The following is a 17946-nucleotide window of genomic DNA, read 5'->3' on the forward strand; positions in this document are numbered from 1 at the left end:
ACTGCTTCGGCACGGGAGATGGTCCGATGCTCAATTCCCGAAGATCACAAGCCCTGGCGGCCGGTCTTGTCGCACTCCTGTCGGGCGGTGGACCGGCCCCGGCTGTCGCGCAAACCTATCCGATCGATTGCGCGATCCTGCTCTGCCTCTCCGGGGGATGGCCGGCGTCGGAGCCCTGCGCGCGCGCCCGCGCCGAGTTCATCCGCCGGATCACGCCCTGGCCCGTCGAGCCGCCCTTGCAGATCTGGCGCTGCCCAATGGGCGCGTCCTTTGAACTTGACGGGGAGGAAACTGTGCGACCGCGGGTCTACGACATCCTGTTCCGCGACGCGCGGGAGCTCCTGCCCCACTCCCGTCCTGGCGTGCCAGAACGCGCAGCTCCGGTCTCGGCTGTCTTTCGGGCACCGGACATGGCCTCTGGTCCCCTGAGCGACGACGAGGCCCTCAGGCTGGTCCAGGACCGGGCGGATATCGATATCAGCGGTCGGGAGTTCGACTTCGTCCGGTCGATCCGGGTCTACCATGTGCGCTACGCCAGCCAGTGGGAGTCCGGCGAGGACGACAACTGCAATCGCTTCGCCGCGGTCCAGGTGGGCGGGTACGGCACACAGGGCGATTTCGCCTGGCGGCGATCTTCACTAGGCGCCCTGCCCGAGGCCCATGTCGGTCTCGAGCGGTGGGGTGAGGACTGCCCAGGCGTCCGGCACAGGTCCGTCTTCGTCGACTGGCGCGACTACGAAGGCAATTACGGCTTCGAGCAGGTGAACTACTGACGACGGTCGTCGACGTTCTTGGACAGACGCACCGCAAAGCGGTCACTGCGCAGCATTTTGGCAGAACGCGATCTCGCCCACTCCGACTCTGAAGTGCCACTAGGGCCGCCGGCCCTAATCGCCGACGCGTTTCAGGAAGGCACCGTACTCCTCGCTGACCTCGCGTGCTTCCTCGAAGGCGCGGCTCCGCTCCGCCTCGAGGCATCGGAAGTAATTCTGGATGTCCTCGATGTAGAGTTCGAATTCGCGTCTGATGAGATCGGCATATTCCCGCGCAGCCACCGGATCGCTCGGCACGTAAGGCCGGACCGGGGCGAGACAGCTCTCCGCACCCGCCGGCCGCGCCAACGATCCAGCCAATAATATAAGGATTGGCAGGCAGATATACCGCGGCGGGCGCAGCGCCGGCATGCCCGAATTCCCCCGTCTTTCCTTGTCTCTTGGCCGTGCTCGTGCGTAATGATGGCAGCTTCGCGAGCACCGCACAATGACAAAACTATAGCTTGCGGATGATACTATAGCATCGTATGGTCTGGCTGTCCGGGAAGGATGCCGGGTCATTCGCCAGAAATTGAGAGCGTGGCCCGGGTGATAGATCTAGAAAAAGCAGCGCCGAATGTGGTCACCGAAACCAAGTTCCGCGACCTCGCCGCGGAAGGCTACACCGTCGAGGTCGTGGCCCAGTCCGACGCCCTCAAGAAGGGCCCGAGCTGGCATGGCGTCTGGATCATCCGGGCCGTCAGCGACGACGGGATGGAAAAGCTTCTGGTCACCGCCCGCACCCGCACCTCGCGGGGCGACATCAAGATCCGCGAGTTCAAGACCGTCACCGGCGTCATCTCCTTCCTCGTGGGGATCGGCTTCTCACATGCCGACATCCCGCTCGAGGAAGGACAGCGGACGACCCTCAAGCTGCCCAAGGCCTAGACGCCGCCTCCTGGCGGCCACCGCCCTCCTTACCCTCTGCCTTGCGGCACCGGCCTCGGCGCAGATGGTGCTGATCATGGAGAGCGACGGTACGCTGACGCCGTCGGTCCCGCAGGAGCGCTTCTCCCGCACCTACAATGACGGCATCGGCCAGGGCTCGGCCAGCGATCCGATGCGCATTTTCGGCGAGGTGGTCGGCACCGACGATCCGAAAAACAGGGCCGAAGTCGGCTCCGTCACATCGGCCGTCCGCGCCCCATCGCCGGCGCTTCTCGCGGCGATCGACGACGCCGCGCTCCGCTATGCCGCGCATCCGGGTCTCCGCGCCGCGGACATCACTGTTACTGACTGGCTCACGCTCTACCGCGCCAATATCGAGGTCGAGAGCGCCTACGATCCGGCCGCCCGCTCCCGCGTCGGCGCGATCGGTCTCGGGCAGCTCATGCCGGAGACCGCCGCCGAGCTCGGCGTCGATCCCCATGATGTCGGCCAGAACCTCGACGGCTCGGCGCGCTACCTCGCGATGATGCTCGCCGAGTTCGGCGATCCGCGCTTGGCGCTCGCCGCCTACAACGCCGGGCCGGACGCCGTCCGCCAACATGGCGGCATCCCGCCCTACCTCGAGACCCAGACCCATGTCCGGCGCGTGCTGGCGGTCGCGGGCCGTCTGCAAGGAGAGACCCCATGACGCCCATATCCAGAACGTTCGTCGCCACCCTCGCGGTCCTGCTTCTCATCGCGGACCCCGCCCTCGCCCAGAGCATCGATCTCTCGCCGATCCAGAACCTGCTCCAGGGGATCGTCGATGCGCTGACCGGCCCGCTCGGCGTCGTCATCGCGACGCTCGCCGCCATCGGCGTCTTCCTCAGCTGGTTCTTCAACATCATCGATCTCCGCCAGGCGCTCTGGGTGCTCGTCGGAATCGCTGGGATCGCCGCCGCGCCGACCATCGTCGCGGCCGTCTTCGGCGGGTGATGCGCGCATGGCCGAACGCTCCCCCCTCTTCCTCGGTCTCGTCCGCCCGCCGAAGCTCCTCGGCCTGCCGATCCTCTACGCCATGGTCTGGCTCTTCGGCTCGGTCCTGCTCTTCGTCTGGGTCCAGCATATGGCCGTCCTCGTGGTCGCGGCCCTGCTCTACCCGGTGCTCTGGAAGGCCGCCGACTGGGACCCGCGTTTCATCGACGTGCTGCTGGTCGTCTTCCAGGAGACGCCGCCGACCCGGAATCGCGGGATCCACGGGGGCGACAGCTATGCCCCGTGACGACAGCCACGACGAGCGCACGCTCCTGCCCGACTGGTACGCCCGCGAGCGGCGCCTCGCGCATATGCTTCCTTACGTCAGTCTCGTCGGCGACCACACGGTCCGGACCCGCGCCAACGAGCTCTTCCAGTGCCTGCGCCTCGGCGGGGTCAACAGCTACACCACCGACGACGCCTATCTCGACAAGCTCCGGGCGCTCTTCGCGCGGATCGTCGCGCAGCTTGGCCCCGAGTTCAGCTACTACGTCCACAAGGTCTCGAAGGGCATCACGCCGGATCTCGTGCCGGTCCAGGGCGACGGTTTCGCGGCGCGGGTCGATGGCCTCTGGCAGGAGAAGCTGCGGTCGAGCGGGCTGCGCGACAAGACGCTGACGCTCACCGTCATCCACCGCCCGCCCGAGGGCAGCTTCCGGGCTTTTTTGGGCCGGAGCGCGCCGGAGCGGCTGGCACGAGAGACGGCGAAACGCCTTCGCCGCCTCGGCGAGGCAGTGGGCGTCTTCACCTCGGGTCTCTCCGACCTCGAGCCGCGCCTCCTCTCGGCCGCGAGCGGCGAGCTCATCGGGTTTCTGGGCGCGCTGAACACCGGCCAGGAGCTGCCGCTCTACCCCGCGGGCAGCTACGGGTTTCTCTCGTGGAACGTCGCCAACACCCGCGTGACCTTCCATGACGATCATTTCGAGCTCTCCGAAGGCGTGGTGGGACATCGCTACGGCAAGAGCTTCACCATCGGGGAATATTCCGAACAGACCCAGTGCACGATGTTCGACATGCTGAACCTGCCGGTCGACATGATCGTCACGCATTCCTTCACGCCGATCAATTCGAACCTGATGGCGGGCCGGATCAAGCGGCAGAAACGCCAGATGCAGGCCTCCCAGGACGCCGCCCTCTCGCTCCTCGAGGCACTCGACATCGCGCATGACGATCTCGAGGCGAAACGCCAGAGCTTCGGCGAGCACCACATGGTCGTGACGGTCTTCTGCGACAGTTTGGACGACCTCCAGGCGCTCGGGGCCGAGATCGTCAATGCCGCCGCGGCCGAGGGCGTGAAGATGATCAGCGAACGGGTCGCGGCGAAGACCCATTACTTCAGCCAGCATCCGGGCAACCAAACGAAGCGCGTCCGCGCCAGTGCCGTCACCAACCGCAATTTCGCGGATTTCGCGGCCTTCCACCGGACGCAGCTCGGAAAGGCCAAGGACGCCCTGCCCTGGGGCATGGAGATCACGATGTTCCCGAGCCCGGAGCAGAGCGCCTACCGGTTCTCCTTCCATGAGCGCGGCTCGCCCGACAAGGAGCCGACGAGCGGCCACACGCTGATCCTCGGGCGTCCCGGCTCCGGCAAGTCGGTCCTTGCCGGGTTCCTGATGACCCAGGCCCGCAGCGCAGCGGCGCGCATCTTCGTCTTCGACTATCGCCAGGGCATGGAGATGGCGGTCCGGGCCAATGGCGGCCGCTACGCCACGGTCACGGCGGGCGCCGCCACCGGCCTCAACCCGCTCTGGACCGAGACCGACGCGCGCGGCACCGCCTGGCTCTCGGACTGGCTCGCCGCGCTCCTCCACCGCGCCGACAAGCCGCTCACCCCGATCCAGACCAACCGCATCCAGGAGGTCGTCCGCCAGAACGCGGGTGCGACCGATCCGGCATTGCGAAACTGGCGAGACTTCGCCTCGCTTTTCGTCTCGACCGACGATGGCGGCGACCTGCACCAGCGGCTCCTCGAATGGACCGAAGACGGTCGCTACGGCTGGATCTTCGGCCAGAGCCTCGAGGACACCTTCTCACTCGAGGGCGACGTCGTCGGCTTCGACCTCACCGGCATCCTTGACAGCGAGAGCGAGAAGGAGCGGATGGCGGTCCTCTCCTATCTCTTCCGCCGGGTCGAGCGCAAGATCGAGGACCGCAGGCCCACGATCATCGTCATCGACGAGGCCTGGAAGGCGCTCGACAACGCCTACTTCGCCGAGCGGCTCTCGAACTGGCTGGTGACCGCGCGGAAGCAGAACACCGTGGCGGTGATGATGACGCAATACGCGAGCCAGCTCGAGCGCACCCGGACCGGCAAGACCATCATCGAGGCGGTGCCGACGCAGATCCTGCTCCCGAACATTCGCGCCCAATCCTCCGACTACGCGATGCTCCACCTCCACGACAAGGAGCTCGACGTCCTCCTCAACACCGGGAGCAACTCGCGGCTCGCGCTCATCCGCGACGACACCGGCTCGGTCGTGGTCGACACCGATCTCTCCGCCCTCGGCGCCAACCTCACGATCCTCGGCGGCATGGAGAAGGGCGAAGCGCTCGTCGGCGCCGACTACCGGGACCGCCCCGACTTCTGGAGGCTCGCATGATCCGGCTGCTCCTCTTCACCCTCCTTCTCTGCACGCTCGCTGCCTGCGCGGAGTACCGAGAGCCGCGCGCGAACTGCTTCAATCTCATTGCCGCGACCGAAAACGAGGATCCCTGCGACTTCTTCGAGCTTGGCGGGCCGGACGGCACCCCGGTGACCGATGCCTAGAACAGGCGTCCTGTCCCTGGCGCTCTGCGCCGCCGCGGGTGTTGCCGCGGCGCAGGGCGTGCCCGTCAACGACAGCGGGCTGACCGCGCGGGACATCATCGAGACCGGCGACCGGGAGGCCGACCTCGCCGTCCAGCGCGACACACTCGCGGTCGAGGAGCTTCTGACCGCCATCGAGCGGGAGCAGCTCGCGGTCCTTCGAGATATCCTCGATGCCCAGACGAGCTTCGGCGGCCAGGGGCTGCCGGCTATGGTCTCGGACCTCGAGGCCGGGAACGGCGACGCCGCGCGGTCCGTCGAAGCGGTCTACGGCACGGCGGACATCGATCCGAACCCTGGCGGCGCGCAGATGTTCGGGGACGCCGCGGAGAACATCGAGCAGCTGATCATCCGCGTCGCCCAGGAGACTGGAGGTCGCCCCGGGGTCGGCCGCGCCGGTCTCTCGGTGGTGCAATGGCGGGCGCTTCTGCAGGCGCTGATCTGGCAGGAGAGCCGCTTCACGATCGGGGCGCGCTCGCCCGTGGGCGCCTTCGGGCTCACCCAGATCATGCCGGGGACGGCGAGCGACCTCGGCATCAACCCGGAATACTACGACAGCCCCTACCTGCAGGTCGACGGCGGCGCGCGCTATCTCGACGCGCAACTCGCCACCTTCGACGGCAACATCATCAACGCGCTCGCGGCCTACAACGCCGGCCCCGGTCGCGTCATCGAATATGGCGGCGTCCCGCCCTTCGCCGAAACCCAGCATTACGTCCAGGTGATCCCCCAGCGTTACAACCTCTATCTCTCGCGGATCGGCGGCATCGAGGCCCTCGGCACGATCGCTCCGGCCCTTCTCGCCAATTCCAACCTGTCGCTCATGGGCGCCGGCGCGGCCTTCTACGGCAGCAATTCTCCGGCGGCGATCCGGGCCGCGGCGCTCCGCATCCAGGACATCGTCCGCCGCATCGGCGCGACGGAAGACATCCAGGAGAGCCTCGCGCTAAACACCTATGCCCGCGCCGAACTCGTCCGCCTCGTCGCCGCCCGCCTTCGGCTCAAGGCCGCGCGCACCCAGCCCCTCAGCGCCGCGCAGCTGCAGCAGGCCGCAGCGCGCATGGCGGAACAGGACTTCATGGAATTCACATTGGAGGAATTGGATTGATGAATAAGCTCCCTGCCCCCGCAACCCTACTGCGCACCACGGCCCTCGCCGCTGTTCTCGCGCTCACCCTCGTCCTCACTTCCTACACGGCCCGCGCCCAGGGCGTGCCCGTGGTCGACACCCAGAACATCGCCCAGAACATCCAGCAGCTTCGGCAGATGATCGAGGATGAGATTCTGCAGAACGAGCAGCTCCTGCAACTTCGCGAGCAACTTGCCACCCTCACGAACCAGCTCGCGGAGTTGCAGCGGACCTACGAGGCGCTGACGCGCCTTGCCGAACTGCCCGAAGTGATCCGGACCGAGATGGAGGACGAACTGAACGGGCTCCTCGACCAGGAGTTCGGCGACATCCAGGCGACGATCCGCGCGATCCGGACCGGCGATTTCTCCGGGCTCACCGGCTCGGGCGCGAGCGAGATCGAGACCCAGATGGACCGGGTCCTGGCCGATCTCGGCTTCGACGAGGACACGCTGTCGGAGATGGCCCGGAGCGGCAATGCCGGCGCCGAACGCGTCGCCACCCAGGCCACGACGGGCGCGCTTGTCTCCGCCGCGGCACAGAACAGCTACGACGATGCCGGGCAATCGCTCGAACGCGTCGAGCGCCTGGTCGGGCTCATCGACGACATGGACGAGCTCAAGGAAAGCGTCGATCTCAACACCCGCGTCACTGCCGAGCTCGCGATCGCGCTCGTCGCGATGTGGCAGCTCGAGGCCGTCCAGACCGTGGGCGACGGGACCGGCGGCGTCATCGATGCCGCCACCATCGCCGAGGAACAGCGCTTCATGGAGTTCACCCTGCCCGAGCTCCGGGCTGAGTAAGGTGTTTCGAATGCATGTTGACCTTCAAGGATCGGATTTCGCGTTCGAGCGAAGCGAGAGGCAACGAACAACCGATGCACCGCCATTCGAAACGCCACTGAAATGAAGGACACTGCCGAGGTGTATAGCGAGCGGGAGGTCATCGAGGAGGAACTCGTCTACGGCGCGCTCCGCCGCGAGCGGCTCTGGCAGCGGATCGGCCTTCTCGGCATCGTCTTCGGAACCTTGGGCTGCCTCGCCGCCGCGCTCGTCGCCATTCTCGACGTCGACCCGCCGCCCGTCGTCGTGCCCTACGACCCCGAGACCGGCTTCGCGCTCCCCGAAGCCTCGGTCGGGGCCACGAGCGTCACCGCGAACCAGGCCATCATCGAGGCCGAGGTTTACCGCTATGTCACCGACCGGGAGATCTACAACCAGCTCGACAACGATCTGCGGATCCGGAGCGTCCTCCGGCGCTCCGACGGCGCCTCGGAAGCCGCGCTCCGCCAGATCTGGAACAGCGCCAACGAGGCCTATCCGCCGAAGGTCTACGGGCCCAACTCCCGGCTCGAGGTCGAGATCCTCAGCATCAACCGTATCGGGTCCAACCGGGCCACGGTCCGACTCCGGAAGCGCCTGACCTCGTTGGGCGGCGTCCAGGCGGGTCTTTTCACGGCCACGCTGCTCTTCGAGTTCCGGCCCGAGGAGCGGCGGTCGATCGACGAGGTCTGGACCAATCCCTTCGGCTTCACCGTGACCGAGTATGCGATCCGCTCGGACCGGCTGGAGGAATAGATGCGTCGGCCACTCCTCACCGTCCTGGCCCTGGTTCTCTCTGCCGGTCTCGCCGCCGCCGAGGCCGTCCCGCGCGGCGGCCGCAACGACGCCCGGGTCCGGATCGCCACCTACCAGGAGGGCCAGGTCTACCGTCTCAGCGTCTCGCTGACCCATGTCACCTCGATCGAGTTCGGCGAGGGCGAGACCATCCGCTCGATCATCGCGGGCGACACCGAGGGCTTCGAGATCGACGGCGTGCCGGGCGGCCGCGCCTTCGCCATCAAGCCGCGCGCGCGCGGTGTCCACACCAACATCACGGTCTATACGAACCGCCGCAGCTATTATTTCACGGTGCGGGAGGCCATGAGCCCGACCTTCTACGTGGTCCAGTTCCACTATCCTGACGACGCCCGTGCGGCGCGGGGCGCGATCGCGCGGGCCGCGCCCAACTACAACTACGGCGCCAGCGATCGGACCGAGTTCACGCCGACGCGCGTCTGGGACGACGGCACCTTCACCTACTTCCAGTTCCCGCGGAACGCGCCGGTCCCGGCGATCTTCCGGTATTCCAGCGGACGCGAGCGCACCGTGAACACGGGCGCCGTCCAGGACGGCGTGATCCGCGTCTCCGGCGTCAACCGGGACTGGGTGCTGCGCCTCGGCGAGGAGGTGGTCTGCGTCTCGGCGACCCCGCCCGCGGGAGCGTCCTCATGAGCGACAACCCAAACAACGGCGATCTCGAACGGCGTCTCCGGGCGCTCGAAGCTGGCTCGTCCGGCTCTAGGCGCCGGCCGCAGCGCCGCTCGCCGCTTCTCGCGCTTTTGGTCGTCGGGCTGATCGCCCTTGGCGGTCTCGTGCTCTTCTTCTTCGCGCAGCCGGAGGACGAGGTGGCCCTGCCGACCGCCACGCCGGACGAGTTCCAGGCCGAGGGCGACGGGTTTGGCGGGATCGCGCCCGTGGCCCCGCCCCCTGCCCCCGCTCCCGAAATCGTCGCCGAAACCGCACCGGCCGAACCCAACGCCGAGCTTCTGGCCCAGCTCGAGGCGTTGCAGGCCCAGATCGAGGAGCTGCGCAATGCGCCGGAACCGGTCGTTGAGGCGGACAGCGCGGCAGCAGACGCGATCGACGCCCTGACAGCCCAAATCGCCGAGTTGCAGGCGGCCTCGCTCGCCGCACAGGAGGAGTTCCAGCAGGAGCTCGCCGCACGCGACCGCGAACTGCAGCAGCTCCGCATGGATCTCGACCTCGTCGAGCTCGAGACGAACCGACCAGCCCCCGGCCCGAGCGACGAAGAATTACGGCGCCAGGAAGAGGAGCGTCTCCGTCGCGAGGAGGAAGCCCGGCGGCTCGCCGATCTGCAGCGCCGGTCCGACGAGGAGCGCGCCTTCGAGGCGCGTCGCGTCGCCTCGCCCTTCATCGCCTTCGGCAGCACGGGCAGTGCCGGTCCCTCCGATGAACTTTCCGAGCGCCGGTTCGGGGAGGTGACGGATTTCGTGCTGAACGGCGCGCGGCCGACGACCGTCACCCAGGCCGAGGTGATCGCCAATCCCTCGAACACCGTCACGCAGGGCACGATGATCCAGGCCGTCATGGAGACTGCGGTGACGAGCGAACTCGCGGGCCAGGTCCGGGCGATCACCTCCGAAGACGTCTTCAGCTACGACGGCAGCCGCATTCTCATCCCCCGCGGCTCGCGTCTCATCGGCCGCTACCGCTCCGGCGCCGAGATCGCGCAGCGGCGTCTGACGATCGCCTGGGACCGGATCATCCTGCCGACCGAGCAGACGGTCCGGATCAGTTCCTTCGGCGGCGACGAGCTCGGCCGGTCGGGCGCAACCGGCTTCGTCGACACGCGGTTCGACGACCGTTTCGGGGCGGCCGCGCTCATCTCGATCATCTCGGCCGCACCGAGCGTGGCCGCAGCGGAGGCCAATGACGAGGTCACGGCCGACGTGCTCGAGGACGTGGGCGACGATCTCGCCGATGCCACCGACAGCGTCATCGGCGAGTATCTCTCCATCGGCCCGGTCATCTATGTCGACCAGGGTGCGCAGGTCACTGTCATGGTCGACCGCGACCTGGAGATCTTCTGATGGCGCTGAGCTACCTCCAGGCCTCGCTCGACCGGATCGAGGACGCCGCACGGGATGACGTGATCGAGATCTGCATAAACCCCGACGGCGCCTGTTGGGGAGAATTCCAGGGCGACCATTTCATGCGGCCGCTCAGCCAGTCGCTGACACTCACCGAGCTGCGCGACCTCGGCAACCAGATTGCGTCCGATGCCAACACCACGATGAGCAAGGACCGCCCCATCGTCTCGGTCTCGATCACCTATCGCGACCGCCCGATCCGGGCGCAGGTCATCACGCCGCCCGCCGTGCTGAGCGGCATGTCCGTCAGTCTCCGCTTCTTCTCGACGCTTCCCCTCGACAGCATCGAGCTCGCCTATCTCTACGGGCAGGAGCGGAAGCTCGAGGAACTCCGCCAGGAGAAGAACCGCGAGTTGCGCGAGGTCGTCGCCGGCGGCGCGATCACGGACGCCCTCGAGTTCTGCGTCGAGAACAAGCTCAACATGATCGTCTCGGGCGGCACCTCGACCGGCAAGACAGTCGCGGCGCGGAAGATCCTGTCCTACGTCGACGACGCCGAACGGATCGTGACCATCGAAGAGGCGGCGGAACTCCTGCCCCGGCAGCCGAACGCCGTCACGCTGATCGCCAATCGAGACAGCCAGCTTCAGACCGCGGATGTGCTGCTCACGGCGACGCTCCGGATGCGCCCCGACCGCATTATTCTCGGCGAGGTGCGCGGCAAGGAGGCCATGACCTTCCTCGAGGCGATCAACACCGGCCACGGCGGCTCGATGACCACGCTTCACGCCGAAACCCCCCAATTGGCGGTTCAACGCCTAGCCATCGCCGCCCTCAAGACAGAAATCCCAATGACTTACGGCGATATGATACACTACATCGAAAGCTCCATCGACGTGATCATTCAGGCCGGACGCCACGATGGCGCCCGCGGGATCACGGAATTTTACCTGCCGGGAACAGCTTCCGAAGGAGACGTGACATGAAGAGATTTGAACACAAGGTCCTACATTTCGAGATTAAGTCGAAGCGCAGCTATGGCGAAATGGACGAACTCCTGAACCGCTATGGCGCCGAAGGCTGGGAAGTGGTCTCCGCCATGGTGAATGGCGAAGGCTTCACCGCTTTCTTGAAACGCGAAACGTCTCAAGACCAATCGCATGAACACGCCGCATGAGACTGGCCTGCATCTTATCTCTGGCCATGGTCCTTTCCGCGTCCGCTGCGCACGCCGAGCAGAACACGGTACCGACACTCGACAACCAGTTCGATGTTTGCACCGAGCGCCCTTTGCAGCCCGATTGGATCACGAATATCGACACGCGAGATGCAAACAAGGCGCGCCTCATCCAACAGATCTACCGTGCCCAGAGCATGGAAAGGATTGTCGAGGCCGGCGAATGCTCTTGCGAGACACGGTTCCCAGGTTGGGCAGCGGCCGAACAGGTATACTTCGAACGCTTCGCATCCGCCGACAGAATTGAATTGCGTGAGGCGATCTCGGAGTACAGCCGGGTCGCCAACGAACTTCGCCAAACCGCGAAACCAATTTGCGAGGGACAGGGAAACTGGTGATCTAGGAGGCGCACTATGAGCGTCGTTGCATACTTCGTCGACACAGCCCAAGGCTATCTGGACGATGCTGCCGAAACACAGTTCGGTGCGGTGGCATCCACCGTGGGCACCATCACGATCGCGGCGGTCACGCTCGTGCTCATTCTGGTTTGCGTCAACATGATCTACCAGTATCGCGCTATGGACGGCAGGACGGCCTTCTGGCTGGCCTTCAAGGTCGCACTCATCGGAATCTTCGCCAGCAATTGGGTGCAATTCAACGCTCTGTCGTCGGCGATACTTTCAGGCATCGACAGTATCGCCGGATCCCTTGTCGCCTCGATCGGAGGCGGCGTGCCTGGTTCCTCGGGGACTTTCGCAGAGGAATTCGACGACATCATCGAGCAATTCGGGAACTATCTGAACGCCGCTGGATCTGAACTGAATTGGATGGCAGGCGCGCTACTCGATACACTCGGCGTCTTTCTTCTCTCGCTTCTCGGCGGTCTCGCCGCCTTTCTCATGGTCGCGTCGCGCCTGATGATCGCTTTGCTGCTCGGGCTTGCGCCCATCATGATCTTCCTCACGCTGTTCGAGGTCACAAAGGACTATTTCGCGCGCTGGCTTTCAGCGTTGGTGTCCTTCGCAATGTATCCGATCGTCATCGCGGGCATCTTCTCGACAATTGCGGGTGTATCGTCGTCCTTGCTCAGCGCACTCGGTGATCCCGAGGACGCCTCCAATATCGGGGCCCTCATCCCGTTTTTCATGATGGTACTGATGGCGAAAGGATTCATCCTGGCGACTCCTTTCATCGTTCGAGCAATCTCGGGAAACATCATGATGCCGGCAATCTCTGGAGGACTTGGCGGCGCGTATGCATTCGGCCGGGCTGCAATGGGTTCGCCGCAAGCGCAGAACCGCTACCTTGTTGGGGCAGCCTCCGGCGCGGAGTATGCGGCACTTCGAGCGCGGGCGATGTTCGGTGTTCAGCAGATGCCGGCTCGCTATCCCAGCCAAGGTGTGTCGCCTCCAGCTAATCGGGAACCCGTTTCAACCGGGACCGGCGCTCAGATGCTGGCTTTGCTGGATCGTGCGAAACGTCTGGGTCGGCGTTGATCGTCCGAAAGCGGTCGCTCAGTCTGTCGTTGCCAATGTCGATAGTGCGGACATAGGGTGAACTCGCTGCGTTTGCGTAAGAGGCTGCTTATGTGCGCTTTCCGTACCTTCACTTTGGATTGCACACAATTTGCACGCCTCCGGTGGGTGCGACCCTGATCCAGCGAGAACATCTGTCCAATCCTCCATGGTCCCGGTCCGTAGATCATTCCTGCCGCCCGCGTGGTCTTGATGATTCTTTTCTTGCTTATTTGCATGGCATGCGCTCGGCCCAATTCCGAGACCGGGCAGAACATACTCTGTTGCATTGACTGGCCGACCTTCAACTCGGAAAACGAAAAGCCAATCCCGACGATCGGCCGAAATCAGACCAGCATGTCAGCCGACACGGTCATCTCGTTCACCCACGCCATCAGCGCTGCGGGTTCGGGCGGCAACCGGGTTGCCAGCCCCTCCGCGAAGGTCTCGAAGGCCGGTCGGTTGAGCGCATTGAGTCCGACCAGTACCGGGATCTCCGTCGCAACCGCCTCGGCGATCACGTCGCGGAACCCCCGCCCCTCCGCCTCGTGCTTTCCGAACTTGTTGACGATCAGCAGGTCCGCGCCGGATGACAGGCTGACCTTGACCAGCCCGACCGCCGTTTCCAGCGCGGCCGGGTCGAGGCGGCACCCCCGCGCCTGCGACCCGAGGTCCTGGCTGATGCGCAGGACGGGACCATCGGGCAGCACCCGCACATCCATGTCGCAGGGGCCGACATCGGAGCGCTTGCTGTTGATCTGGACGGTCCCGCAGCATCTGAGGCCCCGGGCTGCGAGGTTCGCTGCCAGCCGTTCAAGCACCAGATCCGTATCGCCGCGTCCTGGCGCCATCGTGTAGGCGAGTTTCATGTCCGGGCTCCTTCAGGATTGGCAGAAAGGTTGGAATTCGACCAGCGCACCGGCTGGCAGGGATTCGACGTCGGCGGGCAGAAACATCAGCCCGTCCGCTGGAGAGAGCAGCCCGACACGGGCCGAATGTGTGGCATCCTCGAAGGAGACGATCTCGCGACCATGGCCATCGAAACCGGCCAGCGTGGCGGGTCGGAGTTCGCAGCGCCCGGGCTTGCGGCGGATTGGGCCTGCGGTCACGACATGCCGTCGGGTCGGGGCGGGTCCCGCGCCGCTCAGGGCACGGATCAGCGCCAGTCCGAAGACCTGCCATGTGACGAAGGCCGATACCGGGTTGCCGGGCAATCCAAGCCAGTGCGCCTTGCCGATGCGCCCGACCGACACCGGCTTGCCCGGTTTGATCGCGACGCCGCTTAACAGGGTTTCGCCGCCCAATGCCATGACAGCCGGCTTCACATGATCTTCTTCGCCCACCGAGATACCGCCCGTGGTGATGACAAGATCGGCTTGCGCCGCCATGTCGCCCAATTCACGGACAAGACCGGCAAGGTTGTCGGCACCATGAGCCGAGGCAACGACGTCCACATCCGCAGCTGCAAGGCCTGCCGTCAGCATCGGTGTGTTCACGTCCCAGATCTGGGCTTCCTCGCGCGCGCCCCCGGCGCGGCGTACCTCGTCGCCGGTGACAAGCAGTGCCACGCGCAGCCTGCGCCGAACACGCAGGATGCCCGCGCCGGCGGCGGCACAGGCGGCGATCTCCCTTGGTCCGAGCCTGCGGCCCTTGTCCAGAACGGTCGCACCCTTGGCCATGTCACTACCCGCGCGGCGGACGTTCAAACCCGGTTCAGGTCTGTGCGACAGATGAATAGCGTCCCCGTCACGCAGGACGTCCTCCTGCATGACGACCGAGTCCGCGCCCAACGGGACTGGCGCGCCAGTAAAGATTCGGGCCGCCACGGCCCCTGCGACCGGTGTCGTCACCGCCTGCCCGGCAGGCACGCGCGCAACGACTGGCAGCACCCAGGGTCCGGCGCCAGTGAGGGCCGATGTCGCGATCGCATAGCCATCCATCGCCGCATTATCGAAAGCCGGTGCCATGGCTCGGGACCGGACCGGCTGAGCGAGAATGCGGCCAAAGGCGTGGTCGAGCGACAGGGCCTCGGTCCGGCCGACCGGTGCTATATGCCCTGCAATCCGGGCCAGTGCCTCGTCGATGCTGATCAGCGAGTGAAGCATGTCCTGACTGTCACAGCCGCAGCCCGGTGACGCGATGGCTTGATGGATGGTCATTGTGCTGCCTCCTCGGCGGAATTGGTAGGCTGGAAATGCCCGGGCCCGATGCTGCAATCGAGGTCGCGCAGGCGCCCGTCCTTGAGCCCGTAAATCAGGCCGTGCACGCGGACATCGGCTCCACGGCGCCATGCCCTCTGAAGGATCGGCGTCTCGCAGACGCGCCGCACGCCCTCGACCACATTGAGTTCGGCCAGCCGGTCGCGTTGTGCTTCGAGGTCGGTTTCGCGCCCCAGATCGACCGCATATGCGCGGGCCAGGCGCCGGATCGGCTCGAGCCAGTGATCGGCCAGACCGTGTGGCAGATCCTCGGTCGCGGCCTTGACCCCCCCGCAGCCATAGTGGCCGCAAACGATGATCTCGCGCACATGCAACGCATCGACCGCGAATTCCAGCGCCGACAGCAGGTTCATGTCCGAGGAATGAACGATGTTGGCAACGTTGCGATGGACGAACACCTCGCCCGGATCGAGCCCCGCGACCACGTTGGCCGGTACCCGGCTGTCCGAACAGCCGATCCAGAAGAACTCGGGCGCCTGAAGGGCGGCAAGCCGGGTGAAAAAGTCAGGCTCCTCGTCGTGACGTTGTTTCGACCACGCCACGTTACGCTCCAGAAGGTCATTCAGCATCGGTCGTCTCCGGGAAATCTGGCAGCCCGCGTCTGGATCGCATGTGTTTCGACAGGATCCGCAGATCGGCCCGAGTCAGCCGGGCGCGGGCAATCGGCAAGAGGATCGCGTTTTCGGCAACGAGGTGGCGCCGCACGTGGCCCGCGAACCTGGACAACACCCAGCGCTCCTTGGCGGACAGATCGGCCCCCTTATCAAGGCAACCGGCGAGCATCGCACGCACTTCGGGCAGCAGACGCATCGCCTCATCCTGATCGGCCCTTATCCGGTCGATCGCACTCTCAATCGCATCCTCCTCTGTACAGCGCCGGGCAAGAAGCGGGAACAGGTCCTCTGCCTCGTCGCGTAGGTGGACGTTCAGTTCCTCATTCAGAAAGCGCAGCACCGCTGTCGCTTCTTGGCGATTGAAAGCGTCCGCCGTTGCCAGCCCGTCGATAACTGCGCAAATCTGACGTTCGCGCAGGTGGTCTTCGCTGATGAAATCCAGAGGATTTGCGAGCAGGCTCGGACTCGTCGGTTTGTCGCCACTTCCGCGCGTCACTGTCTCTGACAGTTTCATCACACGTCCTTTCGCGTGGTTCAGATCGGCGTCAGGCTTGCGCCAGAGATCTGCGCCTCTTGACCGAGGCTCTCCACGAAGGCGCGCGAGGCGCGCGCCCAGGCGGCCTTTTCCAACGCCTGCGCTATCTTCGGGCGAACGGTGTCGTACGGCAGCACCTGACCCGGCGCCGTGGCATTCAGTCGGATGATGTGCCAGCCGTGGCGCGATAACACGGGCGCCGGTGTCACCGCCCCTTCGGTCAGGGAGCGCAGGGCTGCCTCGAACTCCGGCACGGTGTCGCCGGGGCCAAGCTGACCCAGATGGCCGCCAGAGGCTTTCGAACCGCAATCGCTTTCGCGCGCGGCAGCGGCAAATCCCTTTGCATCGCCGTCGAGTCGCGTCAGCAGGACAACGGCCCGTGCCCTCGCCGCGGCGCACTCGGCTTCGTCGCGCGGATCGCAGGCGCACAGGATGTGCGAGACATCCCAGAGGGGTGCCGAACGATATCGGGCAGGGTCCTTTTCCCATTCCACGCGCACGGTCTCTTCGGTGACGGGGGCGATCACCAGCGCCTCGTCCAACAGGGCGCGGATCAGGGCTTCGTCGTCGGTTTCGAACCGCCCCGGCGCCAGTTCGAGCGGGTCGGGCGTCAGCCCGCGCCGCTTCGCCTCCTGCAAGAGCAGCGCACGGATCGCCAGCGCCTGCGCCGCCTTGCGCCAGGCGATCCCGGGCTTGTCCTTGGGGGCGCTGTGGTTCTGGGCCTCGGCGGCAATTGCCGCCGAGGGGATGGTTTCGCCGTTCACGACGACATCGGGAAACAGGGCCACGTTCATCTGGCTCACTCCGCTGGCGTCGTGGCGGTAGGACCGCCTTTGGCTTGCACCTTGTCATAGGCGCGGCGGCGTTCCTCGAGCGGGCGATGCCGCCGTGAGCGTACGATCTGGTAACCCGGCCGCGTCAGCAGGTAGCGGAAGGGGGCTGCGAACCCGGACCAGATGTGGACGAGCCGCGTGAACGGAAACAGCGCCGTGATGATGAGACCGAGGAAGATGTGCAGCTTGTAGAGCCAGTGCACGTCGACGACGGTGACCCAGGCGTTGATGTTCCAGCTGACCACGCTCTGCGACCAGGTCATGAAGCGGACCATTTCCGACCCGTCCATGTGCTGCAGCGTCTGGGTGATCGTCAGCAGGCCGATGGCCAGCTGCAGCCAGATCAGGACCATGATCAGGATGTCGGGGAAGGTCGATGTCACGCGGATGCGCGGATCGACGAGGCGGCGGTGGAGCAGCATGGTCGATCCGATCAGGGCGGCGATGCCAGCCGGGCCGCCGATCAGAACTGCCATCCATTGCTTAAGCGCATAGGGAATGCCCAAGGCATCCAGCACCCAGACCGGCGTGAAGAGGCCGACGAGGTGACCGAAGAACACGGTCAGGATGCCGACATGGAACAGGATCGACCCCCAGATCAGCTGCTTTCGGCGCAGAAGCTGGCTCGAGGAACTCTTCCAGGTGAAGGGGTCCCGCTCGTAACGCACGATCGATCCCACGAGGAAGATCGTCAGCGCGACATAGGGCATGACCCCGAAGATGACGAAGTTGATGTCGAAGTCGCCAAACATG

23 protein-coding genes are annotated in these 17946 nt (G+C 65.6%); 16 read left to right on the plus strand and 7 right to left on the minus strand.

What is annotated here, in order from left to right:
- Nucleotides 1-26: 26 nt before the first annotated feature.
- Nucleotides 27-773, plus strand: coding sequence for a hypothetical protein (locus R5H30_RS19945; protein ID WP_318330419.1), 747 nt, complete (start codon nucleotides 27-29; stop codon nucleotides 771-773).
- Between the two features lie 114 nt (nucleotides 774-887).
- On the opposite strand, the gene R5H30_RS19950 is transcribed toward R5H30_RS19945, so the two are convergent.
- The gene (locus tag R5H30_RS19950) at nucleotides 888-1151 is read right to left on the minus strand and encodes a hypothetical protein (protein WP_412105159.1); all 264 of its coding nucleotides are present in this window, start codon (nucleotides 1149-1151) and stop codon (nucleotides 888-890) included.
- Nucleotides 1152-1364: 213 nt separating this feature from the next.
- On the opposite strand from R5H30_RS19950, the gene R5H30_RS19955 reads away from it, so the two are divergent.
- From R5H30_RS19955 to R5H30_RS20025, 15 genes are all read left to right on the plus strand, one after another.
- Entirely contained in the window at nucleotides 1365-1700 is a 336-nt protein-coding gene (locus R5H30_RS19955; protein WP_318330483.1) for a hypothetical protein, read from the plus strand.
- Nucleotides 1701-1764: 64 nt separating this feature from the next.
- Nucleotides 1765-2388, plus strand: coding sequence for a lytic transglycosylase domain-containing protein (locus tag R5H30_RS19960; RefSeq protein ID WP_318330421.1), 624 nt, complete (start codon nucleotides 1765-1767; stop codon nucleotides 2386-2388).
- Nucleotides 2385-2675, plus strand: a complete 291-nt coding sequence (locus tag R5H30_RS19965) for a TrbC/VirB2 family type IV secretion system protein (RefSeq protein ID WP_318330422.1) — start codon at nucleotides 2385-2387, stop codon at nucleotides 2673-2675. Before R5H30_RS19960 ends, R5H30_RS19965 begins: the two co-directional genes overlap by 4 nt.
- Nucleotides 2676-2682: 7 nt before the next feature.
- Complete coding sequence (locus tag R5H30_RS19970; RefSeq protein WP_318330423.1) at nucleotides 2683-2961, plus strand: VirB3 family type IV secretion system protein; 279 nt, start codon at nucleotides 2683-2685, stop codon at nucleotides 2959-2961.
- Nucleotides 2951-5314, plus strand: coding sequence for a VirB4 family type IV secretion/conjugal transfer ATPase (locus tag R5H30_RS19975; protein WP_318330424.1), 2364 nt, complete (start codon nucleotides 2951-2953; stop codon nucleotides 5312-5314). Before R5H30_RS19970 ends, R5H30_RS19975 begins: the two co-directional genes overlap by 11 nt.
- Nucleotides 5311-5481 carry a hypothetical protein gene (locus tag R5H30_RS19980; RefSeq protein ID WP_318330425.1) on the plus strand — a complete coding sequence of 57 codons (171 nt, stop codon included), beginning with the start codon at nucleotides 5311-5313 and terminating at the stop codon, nucleotides 5479-5481. Before R5H30_RS19975 ends, R5H30_RS19980 begins: the two co-directional genes overlap by 4 nt.
- Nucleotides 5482-5539: 58 nt before the next feature.
- The gene (locus R5H30_RS19985; RefSeq protein ID WP_318330485.1) at nucleotides 5540-6628 is read left to right on the plus strand and encodes a lytic transglycosylase domain-containing protein; all 1089 of its coding nucleotides are present in this window, start codon (nucleotides 5540-5542) and stop codon (nucleotides 6626-6628) included.
- Entirely contained in the window at nucleotides 6628-7452 is an 825-nt protein-coding gene (locus R5H30_RS19990; protein WP_318330427.1) for a type IV secretion system protein, read from the plus strand. Before R5H30_RS19985 ends, R5H30_RS19990 begins: the two co-directional genes overlap by 1 nt.
- 102 nt (nucleotides 7453-7554) lie before the next feature.
- Entirely contained in the window at nucleotides 7555-8226 is a 672-nt protein-coding gene (locus R5H30_RS19995; RefSeq protein WP_412105157.1) for a VirB8 family type IV secretion system protein, read from the plus strand.
- A complete protein-coding gene (locus R5H30_RS20000) occupies nucleotides 8227-8922 on the plus strand; it encodes a TrbG/VirB9 family P-type conjugative transfer protein (RefSeq protein WP_318330428.1) in 696 nt (231 codons plus the stop codon). It begins immediately after the preceding gene.
- Nucleotides 8919-10301, plus strand: coding sequence for a TraB/TrbI/VirB10 family type IV secretion system protein (locus tag R5H30_RS20005; RefSeq protein WP_318330429.1), 1383 nt, complete (start codon nucleotides 8919-8921; stop codon nucleotides 10299-10301). The genes R5H30_RS20000 and R5H30_RS20005 overlap by 4 nt, the downstream gene beginning before the upstream one ends.
- A complete protein-coding gene (locus R5H30_RS20010) occupies nucleotides 10301-11287 on the plus strand; it encodes an ATPase, T2SS/T4P/T4SS family (protein WP_318330431.1) in 987 nt (328 codons plus the stop codon). The genes R5H30_RS20005 and R5H30_RS20010 overlap by 1 nt, the downstream gene beginning before the upstream one ends.
- Nucleotides 11284-11478 carry a DUF4177 domain-containing protein gene (locus tag R5H30_RS20015; RefSeq protein WP_318330432.1) on the plus strand — a complete coding sequence of 65 codons (195 nt, stop codon included), beginning with the start codon at nucleotides 11284-11286 and terminating at the stop codon, nucleotides 11476-11478. Before R5H30_RS20010 ends, R5H30_RS20015 begins: the two co-directional genes overlap by 4 nt.
- On the plus strand, nucleotides 11475-11876 hold the full coding sequence (locus R5H30_RS20020; protein ID WP_318330433.1) for a hypothetical protein: 402 nt from the start codon (nucleotides 11475-11477) through the stop codon (nucleotides 11874-11876). Before R5H30_RS20015 ends, R5H30_RS20020 begins: the two co-directional genes overlap by 4 nt.
- Before the next feature lie 15 nt (nucleotides 11877-11891).
- Entirely contained in the window at nucleotides 11892-12974 is a 1083-nt protein-coding gene (locus R5H30_RS20025; protein ID WP_318330434.1) for a TrbL/VirB6 family protein, read from the plus strand.
- Between the two features lie 365 nt (nucleotides 12975-13339).
- Here R5H30_RS20025 and R5H30_RS20030 read toward each other — a convergent pair whose 3' ends face one another.
- The 6 genes from R5H30_RS20030 to narI are packed head-to-tail and all read right to left on the minus strand — an operon-like array spanning nucleotide 13340 to nucleotide 17945.
- Nucleotides 13340-13861, minus strand: coding sequence for a DUF2478 domain-containing protein (locus R5H30_RS20030; protein ID WP_318330436.1), 522 nt, complete (start codon nucleotides 13859-13861; stop codon nucleotides 13340-13342).
- A gap of 12 nt (nucleotides 13862-13873) precedes the next feature.
- Nucleotides 13874-15151 carry a molybdopterin molybdotransferase MoeA gene (locus R5H30_RS20035; protein ID WP_318330437.1) on the minus strand — a complete coding sequence of 426 codons (1278 nt, stop codon included), beginning with the start codon at nucleotides 15149-15151 and terminating at the stop codon, nucleotides 13874-13876.
- Nucleotides 15148-15780 (minus strand): carbonic anhydrase, encoded by a 633-nt coding sequence (locus R5H30_RS20040; protein WP_318330438.1) that lies wholly within the window; start codon nucleotides 15778-15780, stop codon nucleotides 15148-15150. Before R5H30_RS20040 ends, R5H30_RS20035 begins: the two co-directional genes overlap by 4 nt.
- The gene (locus R5H30_RS20045; RefSeq protein ID WP_318330439.1) at nucleotides 15770-16339 is read right to left on the minus strand and encodes a hemerythrin domain-containing protein; all 570 of its coding nucleotides are present in this window, start codon (nucleotides 16337-16339) and stop codon (nucleotides 15770-15772) included. The genes R5H30_RS20040 and R5H30_RS20045 overlap by 11 nt, the downstream gene beginning before the upstream one ends.
- Nucleotides 16340-16359: 20 nt before the next feature.
- A complete protein-coding gene (locus tag R5H30_RS20050) occupies nucleotides 16360-17154 on the minus strand; it encodes a peptidylprolyl isomerase (RefSeq protein WP_318330440.1) in 795 nt (264 codons plus the stop codon).
- A gap of 5 nt (nucleotides 17155-17159) precedes the next feature.
- On the minus strand, nucleotides 17160-17945 hold the full coding sequence (gene narI, locus R5H30_RS20055; protein ID WP_318330442.1) for a respiratory nitrate reductase subunit gamma: 786 nt from the start codon (nucleotides 17943-17945) through the stop codon (nucleotides 17160-17162).
- Nucleotide 17946: the final 1 nt, after the last annotated feature.

It is taken from the genome of Roseobacter sp. FCG-D35, assembly GCF_033436665.1.
Classification (GTDB): domain Bacteria; phylum Pseudomonadota; class Alphaproteobacteria; order Rhodobacterales; family Rhodobacteraceae; genus JAWQFO01.